Below are 13,417 nucleotides of genomic sequence, written 5' to 3'. Positions count from 1 at the left end.
TTTCATATTTCCTCCATGGAGCAAAAACCCCCGGAAACATTCCGGTACAGATATTGATTGAATCTGGTTTGTCCAAGAGGCTTCCATGGAAAGCATCGACCTGCTGGTCTTGCGCACCACCCGTGATTGGTTGCTGGCTGGGGAGCGCGTGCTGCTGGCCACCGTTGCCCGCACCTGGGGCTCGTCGCCACGGCCGGTAGGCTCGATGATGGCCCTGCGCGGCGATGGCCGGGTGGTCGGCAGCGTCTCTGGCGGCTGCATCGAAGACGACCTCATCCACCGCTACACCACGGCCTACCAGGGCGACGGCATGCCAGCGGGCCGGCCGCAGGTGGTGCGCTACGGCATCAGCGCCGATGAAGCACAACGCTTCGGCCTGCCCTGCGGCGGCACCCTTGAGCTGATCCTCGAATTCGCCCCGCCGCTGGCAAGCCTGGAGCAACTGCTGCCACTGCTGGACAGCGGCAACCTGGTACGCCGCGAGCTGGACCTGGATAGCGGCCAGGTACACCTGACCACCACCCGCGCACCGGAGGAGTTCGGCTTCGATGGCCGGTTCATGCTCAACACCCTGGGCCCCGGTTATCGCATGTTGCTGATCGGTGCCGGGGTGCTGGCCGAGTACCTGGCGACCATGGCCCTGTTCAATGGCTTCAAGGTGGCGGTCTGTGACCCGCGGCCGGAATACATGGATGGCTGGAACGTGGCTGGTGTGGAGAAGATCGTCGGCATGCCGGATGACGTGGTGCGTGCGTTCGACCCGGACCTGCGCAGCTGTATCGTCGGCCTCAGCCACGACCCCAAACTGGACGACCTGGCCCTGCTCGAAGCCTTGCACAGCCCGGCGTTCTACATTGGCGTGATCGGTTCACGGCGCAACAACCAGTCGCGCCGGGAGCGCCTGATCGAGCATTTCGGCGAAAGCGAGGCCTCACTGCAGCGCCTGCACGGGCCGATCGGCATCTACATCGGCAGCAAGACACCAGCGGAGATTGCCGTCAGCGTCATGGCCGAGATTCTGGCGACCAAGAACGGTGTCGCCTTGCCCGGTGCAGTCAATGTCAGCGAAGCCAAGCGGGCGCTGGAAGTTGATGGCTAGTCGGCCCTTCAAGGCTTCCCTGCCGCCCGCTGCTGTCGCCACAACTCCAGGTTCTTCTCGACCAGCTGCTCGGGCACCGGCCCGGCAACCAGCTCTTTCATTTTTTGCGCCAGCCTCTCGCGCAGCTCTGGCCGGTTGCACTTCGATTGATGCGACAGCGCCAGGTACAGCCCCTCGCTGGCCACCGGCGGGTCGAGCACCTTCAGCTGCGTATCCCAACCCTGCGTCCCCGCCAGGGCCATCCCGGGGTACTGCTCGTAGATCAGGTAGTCATTGCGCTTGAGCAGCAGTTTCTCGAACGCCTGCCTGGCGCTGGGCACCGCTTCGAGCTGCAGGTTGGCCCTGGCGTAGTCGTCGAACTGCTGACCGTGGCTGTTGCTGACCAGCGTCCCGCCTTTGTGGCCCTTGAGGTCCGCCCAGTCGTGATAGGGAAACCCGCCGTCCTGACGGACCCAGACCACGCTGCGCACATGCAGGAACGCCGGGCTGACGAAGTCCATCTGCTGCTGGCGCTCGTGAGTCAGGAAGTACCCCGCCATCAGGTCGATGCGCCCGGTGCGCACCTCCTCCTGCGCCCTTGACCAGGGCCCGCCGTACACCACCTTCACTTCCAGACCAAGTGCCTTGCCCACTTCATTGAGCAGGTCGGCATTGGCCCCGATCAACTGGTCAGGGTTGTTCGGGTCACGCCAAAGATACGGTGGATACTCCGGATTGCCGGTAGCGGTCAGCTGGCCGCACAACGCCTCTGCCATCGCCCTTTCGGGCGGCAGAAGCATGAAGAGCGACAGCAGCAAAGACCGGCAACGACAGCGCTCGATCATCTACACCCCTCGGAAGCTGTGGCATTCAGCGGCCAGGCGTGGTCGCGAAAGCCGCCACATCCCGTGGGCCACGGCGGCATCATTGGCCGCGTGCTTCCAACAGTCTGGCCCAGTATTGGCTGTACGCCAGCCTTTCGTATGCCATTTGCGCATTACGTGACACTTAGTCGCCGGGCTGGAAAATGCAGATCCGCCCACGCAGGCGCTTGGCTTCGTACATCGCCTGATCGGCGGCCTTGACCAATGCATCCACCTCGCTGGCATGGGCAGGCGCGAGGGCAAGGCCGATGCTTGGTGTAACGAAGTCGATGCTCAGCCCCCTGACACTGACCGGCTCGCCCAGCACCTTGAGCAAGCGCTGACACAGCGCATTGGCTGCCTGGAACTCGGTCATCGGGACGATCACGGTGAACTCGTCGCCCCCCAGGCGATAGGCCTTGGCCGGTTGACGCAGCGCATTGCCCAGGCGCTCGGCCACGCACACCAGCAAGGCATCGCCGATATCGTGGCCAAAGTGGTCGTTGACCCGCTTGAAGCGGTCGAGATCGAGAAAGATCAGCGCCAGCGGCAGGCTATCGCCATTCAGGTGCCGGGCAAGATCCTCATGGAACGCCTTGCGATTGCCCAGCCCGGTCAAGGCATCCTGGTAGGCCAGCTCGAACAGTTGCTGTTGATGAAGCACATGCTCGCTGACGTCGTGCAGGATACCGCGATAGCCGATCAGACGACCCCCGGCGTTGTGGCGCCTGGAGATCTGCGTCTCGAAGTGGCCGATGCTGCCATCGGCGCGCCGCAGCCGAGCCGAGAGCGGCGCCCCGGGTACGGTCTCGGCGATTGCCGGTTCCGTTGCCGCGCTGGCCTCATGGTCTTCCTGCAGAGAGGCCACGGTCCGGCCGATCACCTGCGCCGCCGGGTAACCGAGCAGCCTGCAGAAAGCCGGGTTGACCGACTCGATCCTGGCCAGCTCGTCGAGTTCGAAATAGCCGTCTTCCATGGCATCGAGAATCGCCCGGTCGCGCGCTTCGCTTTGCTCCAGGCGGTCCAGCGCCCGGTTCGCTTCGCGCGCCAGCTTGCCCAGCTCATCGCGCCCGTCGTCGGTCAGGCGCCGCCCTGCCGCCGTCGGACCAATGGCCAGAAGCTCCTGATGCAAGCGCGCAATGCGCCGCAGCAAGGTGACGTCCAGCGCGAGGTAGATTAGCAACCAGGCCAGGCCGATGAGCCCGCCTGTCACGCCGAGGAACACATTGAGTTGCTGCTCGCCCTCCAGGTACAGGTGGCGCTCGCGGGTCAGTTGCAGGCGCAGCTGCGGCTCGCCCAGGCTGTCCTGGAACAGCAGGTCGATGCTCTGATGGCGGGCATCGACCACCTCGCGATTGCCGATGCTCATCAGTTCGGCCTGCAGCACCGGCCGCTGCTGCTCGGTGGCCGATGGCAGCCAGGTGAGTTCACCGCCCAACTGCTGTTGCAGCATGGCGATGCGCTTGCTGTCCAGGAATGTTCCCGCCAGCAGCACACCACCGGCCCTGTCGCCGCTGCGCGCAGTATCCACGGCGACCAGAATCAGCGGCACCCTGAGCACGGCCAGCAATTGTGCGGGCGGCGCCACATCCTGAGGCTGCAGCAGACGCGCCAGTTGTTGGGCGACGCCCTCATGCAGCGCCTTCAGGTTCAGCGCTGGCGCGCCGGCCGGGCGCTCCAGCGACGCTAGGTCCAGTGGCCGCCAGCTCACCCGCTGCTCACCATTGGCGAAGTAAAGGATGAAATCGAAGCCACTGCGTCCCAGCGTGGCGGCATCAAGCGGGAATGCCGACGGCACCGCCCCCGGAACTGCCTGCGCCCATTGCCGCAGGCGGTTGGCGTCACGCTCGAAGCTGTTGCCCAGCAAGGCGCGCAGGCGCTCGGCCTCGGCCACCAGCAGCCGCTCGTCCTGCTTGTCCAGCCGTGCCAGCAGCATGCCCTGGGCTGCAAAGTAGACGAGCGACAACACCAGCAGCAGAGGCGGTACGAACAGCCAGAGCAATCTCGTGCGTAACTTCATGCGGGCTCCCCGTACCCTGGTTCACCCGCTTCATGAGCTTGGGCAGGACCTGCCTGGCGCCGCCGTTGCCCGCACCGCCTCGGCCAGCTTGCGCAGGTTGGCCTGATGGGCGTTGACCAGGTTGTTGATGCTGTTGTCGGCGGCAGTTTGAACCGACGTTCGGCATGTGATTTCGGGCTCGCCTGGACGCTTCAGGCGCCACAGGGTATCGAGCGAGGCGTATTGGCCGGGCACGCTGTCGAAGCGCTGCACATCGACCCTCAACACACTGCTGGTGCCGGGCGCCGGGCCGCCCAGCATGTCCTGCAGGGCACTGCGAAACTCATCCACCAGGTTGGCGCCCCACCATTCCGTTTCCAGGATGGCCAGGCCGCTGCTGCCCTGGCGTACCACCAGTTGCGGGCGGTCCACTTGCGGCGGCAGGCTGACCCGGCTCACCTGCACAGGCGGGCTACCCCCTTGCACCGGCCGAGCCGGGACCAAGGTGTGGTAGTTGTTCGGGGTACTGCTGCAGCCGCTCAGCCAGATCAGCAGGCTGGCCCCACACAGGTTGCGCACTCGATGCATCAGCTGACACTCCTTTGGCCTTTCACTTTCAAGGTCTCAAGTCTTGCGCACCGGCTGCCTTCGGCCGGCCTTGGATCAGCGACTCGGGGTGGCGCCCCAGGTAGTCGGTCAGGTCACGCAGCGAACGCGACATGCGCTCCAGTTCGTCCAGTGTTTCACCCAGCCGTTCGCGCTCCGGCGAATCATCGGCAATGGTCGCGTTGGCCGTCTTCAAGGTCTTCTGCATGTCGTCGAGGGTGGCTTTCACCCCAGGCAACGTCTGGCCGTTGAATGTCTTGAGGTTGGCACGCAGGTCACGCAAGGTGCCATCGAGGTTGCTGGCAATGCTTTCCAGCGGCAACTTGCCGATGCGCTCGACGAAATGCTGCAACTGCTCCTGCAGCATCTCCAGGCTGCCGGGCATCGTAGGAATGACGATTGGGTTGGCCTCCCAGTCAAACGCGACCTTGGGGGCGCCCGGGTAGAAGTCCAGGGAGATGAACATCTGCCCGGTGATCAGATTGCCGCTGCGCGCCTGTGCCCGCAGGCCATGCTCGACGAAGGTGCCGATCAGCTGCCGTGCGCCATTGAGGTCACCCTCGGTGTGCTTGAACACCGCCAGCATCTTCTGATGCACCGGGCCAAGACGTTGCGGGTAGATCACCGCATCCACCACCACCGGGAAGCTCTGTTTCACCGGGTCGTAATCCAGTTTGATCGAAGTGACCCGGCCAAACTCGACGCCCTTGAACTCTACCGGAGCGCCCACCGACAGCCCGCGCATGGACTGGTCGAAGCGCAGCTGCAGGTACTGCCCCTTGCCGTGCGGCGGTGCCAGTGCCGCTTCACGATCGGCAAACAGCTGGAAGTGCGTCTGGTCCGCTGCCGGCTGAACATCCGCGGTAAAGTCGGGCGAACCGAAGGCCAACCCACCGATCAGGATGGACGACAATGACTCGGTATCGATCTTCAGGCCATTGGCGCCGATCTGCATGTCGACGCCGCTGGCATTCCAGAAACGGGTGTCGCCGGTGACGAAGTTGTCGTAGGGTGACTGCACGAAGATACCGATCTCGACGCCCTTGCCATCGTCCTGCAAGGCATAGGACACCACTTCACCCACGGGGATCTTGCGGTAATAGATGGCCGCGCCGATATCCAGCGAGCCGAGGTCTTCGGCACTGAGCAGGAAACGCTTGCCCTTCTCGCCATAGGTGATCGCAGGCGGCAGTTCCAGGCCGGTGAAGTTCTTTTCCGAGGCTTTCGACTCACCTGCATCGGCACCAATGAAGCTGCCCGATAGCAAGGTATCGACGCCGGATACCCCGCCCGCGCCAATCCGCGGGCGTACCACCCAGAAGCGCGCCCCCTCGGTGGCGAACGAGCGCGCATCATTGGCCAGCTGCACTTTGACGATGACGCTGTTGTGGTCCTCGGCCAGATCCACGGTGGTCACTTCGCCGATCACGACGCTGCGGTACTTGACCTGCGTCTTGTGCGCCACCAGCCCTTCACCGGAGCGAAAGGAAATCGAAATCACCGGCCCTTCCTGCAGCCAGTTGCGCACCACCAGCGAAGCCCCGACCAGGATCGCCAGGATCGGCACGATCCACACCAGTGAAATATTCCAGCGCCGGGTACGTACCTCTGCCTGCCCTGCCCCGTTTCGCGCGTCACTCGCTTGCGCCATCAGTGCGGCCTCCATCGTTGCCAGGGTGATCCCAGATCAAACGTGGGTCGAAGCTCATTGCCGAAAACATGGTCAGCACCACGACCATGCCGAAAAACAGGATGCCCGGGCGCGGTTCGATGGTACCCAGGCCGCGCAGCTGCACCAGCGCGGCCACCAGTGCGACGACGATGACATCGAGCATCGACCAGTAACCGATCAGCTCGACGCCGCGATAGAGTTGCGAGCGCTGCCGTTGTGCCCAGCTGGAGCGACGCTGGGCGGTGAGCAGCAGCAGGCCAAGGGAAAAGAACTTGATCGCCGGCACGCCAATACTGGCAATGAAGATGATCAGCGCGATGTCCCAGGCGCCTGCCTCCCAGAATTCCAGCACGCCGCCACCGATGGTGCTGTCGCTGCCACTGCCGAGCATTTCGGTGTGCATCACCGGCAACAGATTGGCAGGTACGTAGAACACCAGAGCGGCCAGTAAAAAGGCCCAGCCACGGTTGATGGCGTTGGCCTTGCGCCGGTGCAAGGGCGCACCGCAGCGCGGGCAGGTGTGGGCCTTGCCCAGTTCGCACGCCAGCCCGCAGCCGTGGCACAGGCACAGGCCGAGGTCATCGGCCAGTACCGGCGTGCTCATACCTGCTCCCACAGTTCGCGAATATCGCGGCCGGCAATGTAGATGATCAGCATGCTCAGGGCGGCCAAGGCGATCAAGCCGATACCTGGAATGACATCGAGCAGGCCGGCCAGCTTGATGACCGCCACCAACGCGCCAAGCAGGCAGACTTCCAGCATGCTCCAGGGGCGCAGGCCTTCCAGGCAGCGCATGCTCGCGGCAAACCCTGGCGCCCTGCGCCCGGCCAGGGCAAAGCTCAGCAACCAGCACAGCAAGGTGATTTGCAGCACCGGCGCAAAGATGATCGCCAGTGCCATGACCAGGGCGATGAAGGTGATGCTGCCACTGCTGAGGATCAGCACCGAATCCCACAGGGTGGCGGAATTGCTCAACCCTTGCATGCCGATGGTCATGACCGGATAAAGGTTGGCGAACAGCAGCAAGACACCACCCGTGATGCTCAGGGCCAAGCGTTGCTGGATGCTCAGGCTGCCATGCCGGTACAGGACACCCGCGCAGCGCGGGCAGAGCGCACGCTGGTGACGCTGCAACGGCGTGCGCCGATACACGGCATCGCAATATTCGCAGATGATCAGGGGCTCGGTCTGGCTCATGCGGTATTCCCGGATGCAGGTCTCTATGCGTGCAGTCAGCCGTTGATTGACGCAGGGCCGAGCGTCGACATGAGCAAGCGTAGACGGGAAAGTTGCGTTACGGAGCCAGAGAAAGCACCGCGGATCCAAGGGCGGTATATAGAAGAAAGGCGAGCTTGCTGATCGTATGACCCTGGATCACCTGCACATGCGCTTCACGGCGCGCTCTGCAGCCGTCTGGAACACCTTGCGCATGGCTTCCAGCTGTTCGGGCGACAACGCCTTGGCACAGGTCAGGCCCTGCAGGAAGCCGATACCCCAGCCTTTGGTTTCAGCCAGCTCCTGACGGTTCTCGGCGTCGGCGATATCCCCCAGGTGCAGGGCTGCTGGATGCTCGTAGCGGTCTTCCAGTGCCAGTTTGCGCAGTTCCTCCAGCGCCACCTTGAACTCGGCAGCGGCAGCATCGTCCAGGCCCAGGTGCTCGTACTGCAGCAGGCTCAGACGGTCGGTGGCGGTCATCTTCGAATCTCCGTTTCACAGTAAAAGGAGCAGGTGCAAGGAAATCACCGCCCACCGCGACGCATCCGGGTGCCAGCGAAGGTGGTGTCAGTTCCCGAGTTGTATACCACAACTCGGGGCTATCTCCCTAGCGGCGTGCGCCATCCGGGTGCAACGCAAGCACACCGTCTGTCGCAGACCAGTCACGCTAACTAAATTTAAATTGAATTTAATTTAAAACACGATCACGCTCGGTGTCATTGCACTGAATAGAGAGCATCGCATCATGGCCACCACGCCGCGCGAACCGCGCAAAGACGGCGAAGCCACCCGCACACGCATCCTCCAGGCCGCTGGCGAACTGTTCGCCGCCGTGGGTTATGCCGAAGCCAGCAACAAGGCCGTCGCAGCCAAGGCCGAGGTCGACCTGGCCTCTATCAACTACCACTTCGGCAGCCGCAATGGCCTGTACCTGGCCGTGCTCGACGAAGCACGGCGGCGCTTCCTGGACATCAGCGACCTTCAGCGGATCACACTCGGCGCGCAACCTGCGGCGGAAAAATTACGGGCGCTGGTGGAACTGGTCGTGCGCAAGGCCACGCAGCGCCGCGACAACTGGCACCTGCGCGTACTGGCCGCGGAAATCCTCGCACCCAGCCCGCATGGCCAGGCCCACATGCAAGCCGAGGCACCGCTGAAGCTGTCGCTGCTCAAGGGCCTGTTCAGCGAGATCACCGCCATTCCCCAAGGCGATCCGGCACTGACCCGCTGCATCCTTTGTGTCACCGCACCCTGGGCGATGCTGTTGATCGGGCCGCGCGGGTCCACCGGGACTCTCCACGAAATCCTCGGCATGCCGGCCGAAGACGTGTCTGCCCAGCTGTTCAGCTTCGCCCTGGCCGGCCTGCAGGAAGCCGGCCGCCAGCATGCCAACGACAAAAGCTGCTGACCGTTCATGGACGCTCAATCGCACTCACAGGCTCAAGGCAACTGCATGCAACCGACATCCGCTGACGCGCCCTCCTCTGTACAGACCGAACCGGGTACCCAGGCCTCCATCCCGCTGCTGCTCGGCGCCCTGATGCTGGTGATGTTCCTCGCCGCACTGGACCAGACCATCGTCTCCACCGCGCTGCCGACCATCGTCAGCGACCTTGGCGGGTTGCGCTGGCTGTCCTGGGTGGTCACGGCGTATCTGCTGGCGTCCACCGTGGTCGTGCCTTTGTACGGCAAGTTCGGCGACCTCTACGGGCGCAAGCGCGTCTTGCAGATCGCCATTGCCTTGTTCCTGCTCGGCTCCGTGCTGTGCGGGCTGGCCCAGGACATGACCCAGCTGATCCTGTTCCGTACCCTGCAAGGCCTGGGCGGCGGCGGCCTGATGGTGGTGGCCATGGCGGCCATCGGCGACGTCATTCCGCCCGCCGAACGAGGCCGCTACCAAGGCCTGTTCGGTGGCGTGTTCGGCCTGGCCACCGTGGTTGGCCCGTTGATCGGCGGGTTTCTGGTCGAACACCTGTCATGGCACTGGATCTTCTTCATCAACCTGCCGCTGGGCCTGCTGGCCGTTGTGGTGATCGGCAGCGTGTTCCGCCCGCACATGGCCCCGGTCAAGCATGTGGTCGACTACATCGGTGCGTTCTTCCTAACCATCACCCTGGGCGCGCTGGTGCTGATCACCAGCCTGGGCGGCAGCTTGTTGCCCTGGGCCTCGCTGGATGTGCTGTGCCTGGCGCTGTTCGCGGTCATCGGCCTGGTCGGTTTCGTGTTCGAGCAACGCCGTGCGGCCGAGCCGATCATGCCACTGCACCTGTTCCGCCACCGGACCTTCGTGCTGGCCGGTTTGATCGGCTTGATTGTCGGCGTGTCGCTGTTCGGCTCGGTGACCTTCCTGCCGCTGTACATGCAGGTCGTGAAGGATGCCTCGCCTACCAGCGCCGGCCTGCAGATGCTGCCGTTGATGGGTGGCTTGCTGGTGGTGTCGGCAATTACCGGGCGGCTGATCAGCCGCTGGGGGCGCTACCGGGTGTTCCCGATTGTTGGCACGCTGCTGCAGGTGGTCGCCCTGGGGCTGCTCAGCCGCCTGGAACTGGACACGCCGATGTGGAGGATGAACCTGTACATGGGGCTGCTCGGCGCAGGCCTGGGCATGGTGATGCAGGTGCTGATCCTGGCGGTGCAGAACAGCGTCGAACGGCGCCACATGGGTGTGGCGACTTCCGGGGCCACGCTGTTCCGTTCGATTGGCGGCTCGGTGGGAGTTTCGGTGTTCGGCGCGTTGTTTTCCCATGCCCTGCTCGATGGCCTGCCGAACGATTTCGCGGCCAGCAGTGGCGGTGCCGCAGGCCTGTCGCCGACGGCGGTGCATGCCTTGGCGGCGCCACTGCAGCAGGCGTATCTGGAGGCATTCTCCGGGGCCATGCATGGGGTGTTCCTGGTGGCGGCGGTGATTACCTGTGTGGCCTTTGCCTTGTCCTGGCTGCTGCGCGAGGTGCCGCTGCGCACTGCCCATTGAGCCTTGTGTTGCGTGTACTCGCCCCTTCGCGGGTGAACCCGCTCCCACAGGATCTCCACTGGATTCGAGTTCGGTGATATGCCTGCAGGAGCGGGCTCCTCTGTCAGGGGCCGCAGCTTAACCAGGATCGGGTAGCCTCATAGGCGGCTTTCAGACGCATCTCAGGCGCAAACAGCGCCGAAGGTGTCTCCGCGCTGACTTGCACATCGGCTGGCAATGCATTCATCAGTGCGGTCAACGGCAATTGCCCGTCCCCCGGCAACAACCGCCCTTCCCTAGCCTCCTGAATGATCAAGGCCTCAGCCGGCGCCTGCAGCGGCGCATCGCATAACTGCACAGCCCGCAGGTAACGTGGGTCAAGCTGGGCAAGCGCTTGCTCATCCCCACCCGAGCGATACAGGTGCAGCGCATCCACCAACACCCCGGCATTCCATTGACCCGCCTCGGTCACCACAGCCACCGCTTGCTGCAAGTTCGCCACCGCCCGCCAGCGCATGAACTCCAGGTCCACGCGCAGGCCATAGCCACTGGCCAACTCACAGAGCGCCGCAAAGGTGTGGGTGAGCCGCACCGGGTCGTCGTCATCCCCCGATACGGTAACGCTGACGGCCCCCAGCTCTGCCCCGGCAGCCAGCAATGCCTCGCATTCGATGACCTGCAATTGCGCAGTGAGTGACACGAACTCGATATCGGCCACCCGCATGCCCTCACCCGCCAGCACCCGCTGCAGTTCACGGGCAGCGGGGCTACCGACCGGTTGCGGGTAAGCCAACGCGCCCGGCATTACCGGATGCAACCGCAGCCCCACGGAACTGAACCCGGCCCGCGCCGCCTCACGCACCAACGCCAGCGGCGCCAGGTCCAGCGCCGTCAGGTGGGCAACCCCCAGCGGCCTCAATAGGTCGCCCTGCCGCCACTGAGGTCGAACACGAACCCGGTGGTGAAGCTGCATTCCGGCCCTGCGATCCAGCTCACCATGTTGGCGATCTCCTCGACCTTGAGGAAGCGCCCCATGGGGATCTTGGCCTTGCTGGCGGCGATGTGTTCCGGGGTCATTTCCGCCATCAGCGGGGTCTCGACCATGGCCGGGGCAATACAGTTGAGCAGCACGCCGTCCTGGGCCAGCTCCTTGGCTGCAGCCTTGGTGAAGGCGATGACCCCGGCCTTGGCCGCAGAGTACGCCGAGATGTACTGCACGCCGTCCTTGCCGGCCATCGAGGCGACGTTGACGATACGCCCGTAACCGCGCTCACGCATATGCGGGATGGCGGTGCGGCAGCAGTAGAAGACACCGTTGAGGTCGATGGCGATGACCTTGTCCCAGGCTTCTGGCGGGTATTCCCACGAGGCGACCACCGGGCCGTTGATACCTGCGTTGTTGACCAGGATCTCGACCTGGCCGACATGGGCCAGCGCTTCGCCGAACGCCGCCTCAACCGATGCCAGCGAGGACACATCAACGGTCTGGCGCAGCACCGGCTCGAAGCCGTTGTCAGCCGTATTCCAGCCATCGACCGCGAGGTCCCAGATCACCACTTGGGCGCCTGCCTGGTGCAGGCGCTGGGCGATGGCCAGGCCGATGCCGCGCATGCCGCCGGTGACGATTGCAGTTTGCCCTTGCAGGGATTGGCTCATTGTCTTGCTCCATTTTCAACAGAAGGGATATCCGGCAGGCGACGCAAGTCGCGCACCATGAACAGGTAGCACAGCGCACCCAATGCGGTGATCGTCGAGACGAAGGCCAGCGCCCAGACGAACGAGCCGGTGGCGGTAACAATCAGGCCGATGGTCAGCGGGGTGACGATGCCGGCGGCGTTGGCGAACAGGTTGAACAAGCCGCCGCTCAGGCCCAGCAGCCCTTTCGGCGCAATGTCGGACACGATCATCCAGGCCAGGGCCGACATGCCTTGGGCGAAGTACGCGACGCAGAGAATGCTGATCACCAGTGCGTCCGACTCGACATAGTTGGCCAGTACGATGATCGACGCGGTCAGCAATCCGGCAATCACTGGCAGCTTGCGCGCCAGGTTCAGCGAATAGCCTTGGCGCAGCAGTGCATCGGAAATCCAGCCGCCGACCAGCGTGCCCAACGACGCGGCAATGAACGGCAGCACCGCCACCCACCCCACCTTGAGCCAGGGCATGTGCCGCTCGGTGACCAGATAAGTGGGGAACCAGGTCAGGAAGAACACGTTTGTGGAGTTGCAGGCGAACTGCCCCAGGCAGATGCCGAGCATGTTACGGTGCTTGAGCAGCGCCGGGATCTGCGACCAGTGGAACTGCGTGGCCTTCTGCCCGCCATCCACCACCCCGCCGCCGGCGGCAATGTAGTCGAGTTCGGCCTGGTTGGCCGACGTCGACTGGTGTGGCTCGTGGTACTTTCGCCACCACACCAGGCCATAGAGGATGCCCAGCAGCCCCACCGCCATCAGCAGGAAGCGCCAGCCATAGGCATGCAGCACCCAGAACAGCAATGGCGTCAGGAACGCAAGGCCGGTGTACTCGGCAAAGGTGTAGATGCCGGTTGCCCGGGCTCGCTCGCGCTGCGGGAACCAGGTCGCCACCACACGGCTATTGGTGGGGAAGCACGGCGCCTCGGTCACGCCGACCAGAAAACGCATGCCAAGCAACGAGAGAAAGCCCTGGGTCAGGCCCTGCAGGCCGGTGAACAGCGACCACAGGGTCAGCGCCAGCCAGTAGGTTAACTTGGTGCCAAGGCGGTCGATGAGGATGCCGCCGGGGATCTGCGCTGCGGCGTAGGTCCAGGAAAACGCCGAGAAGATCACCCCCATCATCGCCGCGTTCAGCCCCAGGTCGGCGCTGATGCTCGGGGCGGCGATGCCCATCACGCTGCGGTCCAGGTAGTTGATCATGGTGCCACCGGAAATCAGCGCAAGGATCATGAACCGGGTGCGGGTGCGTTGTTGCGCGCGCGCCGGGGTGTCGAACACCCCGACGCCGATTGGCTGCTCAGTGCTCATGGCGGTTGCTCTCTTGTTATTGGATTGGCAAG

Annotated in this window: 13 protein-coding genes; 3 read left to right on the top strand and 10 right to left on the bottom strand. The window is 64.1% G+C overall.

All coding sequences use genetic code 11. The features are described 5' to 3' along the window. The first annotated feature begins 85 nt into the window (after positions 1 to 85). Positions 86 to 1,099 (top strand): XdhC family protein, encoded by a 1,014-nt coding sequence (locus tag ACLEJU_RS20530; RefSeq protein WP_435423841.1) that lies wholly within the window; start codon positions 86 to 88, stop codon positions 1,097 to 1,099. Between the two features lie 8 nt (positions 1,100 to 1,107). Here ACLEJU_RS20530 and ACLEJU_RS20525 read toward each other — a convergent pair whose 3' ends face one another. The 7 genes from ACLEJU_RS20525 to ACLEJU_RS20495 all read right to left on the bottom strand — a co-directional run bounded on the left by ACLEJU_RS20525 (position 1,108) and on the right by ACLEJU_RS20495 (position 7,913). Then, a complete protein-coding gene (locus tag ACLEJU_RS20525) occupies positions 1,108 to 1,923 on the bottom strand; it encodes a substrate-binding periplasmic protein (protein ID WP_435423842.1) in 816 nt (271 codons plus the stop codon). Between the two features lie 163 nt (positions 1,924 to 2,086). Continuing rightward, the gene (locus ACLEJU_RS20520; protein WP_435423843.1) at positions 2,087 to 3,961 is read right to left on the bottom strand and encodes a diguanylate cyclase domain-containing protein; all 1,875 of its coding nucleotides are present in this window, start codon (positions 3,959 to 3,961) and stop codon (positions 2,087 to 2,089) included. Between the two features lie 30 nt (positions 3,962 to 3,991). Then, positions 3,992 to 4,528 (bottom strand): PqiC family protein, encoded by a 537-nt coding sequence (locus ACLEJU_RS20515; RefSeq protein WP_435423844.1) that lies wholly within the window; start codon positions 4,526 to 4,528, stop codon positions 3,992 to 3,994. A 28-nt stretch (positions 4,529 to 4,556) separates the two neighbouring features. After that, positions 4,557 to 6,197 carry an intermembrane transport protein PqiB gene (locus ACLEJU_RS20510; protein ID WP_435423845.1) on the bottom strand — a complete coding sequence of 547 codons (1,641 nt, stop codon included), beginning with the start codon at positions 6,195 to 6,197 and terminating at the stop codon, positions 4,557 to 4,559. Next, entirely contained in the window at positions 6,181 to 6,822 is a 642-nt protein-coding gene (locus ACLEJU_RS20505) for a paraquat-inducible protein A (RefSeq protein WP_435423846.1), read from the bottom strand. The genes ACLEJU_RS20510 and ACLEJU_RS20505 overlap by 17 nt, the downstream gene beginning before the upstream one ends. Further along, a complete protein-coding gene (locus ACLEJU_RS20500; protein ID WP_435423847.1) occupies positions 6,819 to 7,415 on the bottom strand; it encodes a paraquat-inducible protein A in 597 nt (198 codons plus the stop codon). The genes ACLEJU_RS20505 and ACLEJU_RS20500 overlap by 4 nt, the downstream gene beginning before the upstream one ends. 177 nt (positions 7,416 to 7,592) lie before the next feature. Beyond that, positions 7,593 to 7,913: a hypothetical protein gene (locus ACLEJU_RS20495; RefSeq protein ID WP_435423848.1), complete on the bottom strand. Its 321-nt coding sequence runs from the start codon at positions 7,911 to 7,913 to the stop codon at positions 7,593 to 7,595. A 265-nt stretch (positions 7,914 to 8,178) separates the two neighbouring features. Between ACLEJU_RS20495 and ACLEJU_RS20490 the strand changes: the two genes are divergently transcribed. After that, complete coding sequence (locus ACLEJU_RS20490; protein WP_435423849.1) at positions 8,179 to 8,841, top strand: TetR/AcrR family transcriptional regulator; 663 nt, start codon at positions 8,179 to 8,181, stop codon at positions 8,839 to 8,841. 45 nt (positions 8,842 to 8,886) lie between these two features. Next, the gene (locus ACLEJU_RS20485; RefSeq protein WP_435423850.1) at positions 8,887 to 10,404 is read left to right on the top strand and encodes an MDR family MFS transporter; all 1,518 of its coding nucleotides are present in this window, start codon (positions 8,887 to 8,889) and stop codon (positions 10,402 to 10,404) included. Positions 10,405 to 10,507: 103 nt separating this feature from the next. Here the strand turns inward: ACLEJU_RS20485 and ACLEJU_RS20480 are convergent, their stop codons facing one another. The 3 genes from ACLEJU_RS20480 to ACLEJU_RS20470 are packed head-to-tail and all read right to left on the bottom strand — an operon-like array spanning position 10,508 to position 13,385. Then, entirely contained in the window at positions 10,508 to 11,302 is a 795-nt protein-coding gene (locus ACLEJU_RS20480; protein WP_435423851.1) for a sugar phosphate isomerase/epimerase family protein, read from the bottom strand. Beyond that, positions 11,299 to 12,039: an SDR family NAD(P)-dependent oxidoreductase gene (locus ACLEJU_RS20475; protein WP_435423852.1), complete on the bottom strand. Its 741-nt coding sequence runs from the start codon at positions 12,037 to 12,039 to the stop codon at positions 11,299 to 11,301. Before ACLEJU_RS20475 ends, ACLEJU_RS20480 begins: the two co-directional genes overlap by 4 nt. After that, complete coding sequence (locus ACLEJU_RS20470; protein ID WP_435423853.1) at positions 12,036 to 13,385, bottom strand: MFS transporter; 1,350 nt, start codon at positions 13,383 to 13,385, stop codon at positions 12,036 to 12,038. Before ACLEJU_RS20470 ends, ACLEJU_RS20475 begins: the two co-directional genes overlap by 4 nt. Positions 13,386 to 13,417 lie beyond the last annotated feature (32 nt).

The sequence above is a fragment of the Pseudomonas sp. SMN11 genome, from assembly GCF_052041945.1.
Lineage (GTDB): Bacteria > Pseudomonadota > Gammaproteobacteria > Pseudomonadales > Pseudomonadaceae > Aquipseudomonas.
Note: the sequence above shows the minus strand (reverse complement) of the source record. Positions and strands in the feature narration are given on the sequence as shown.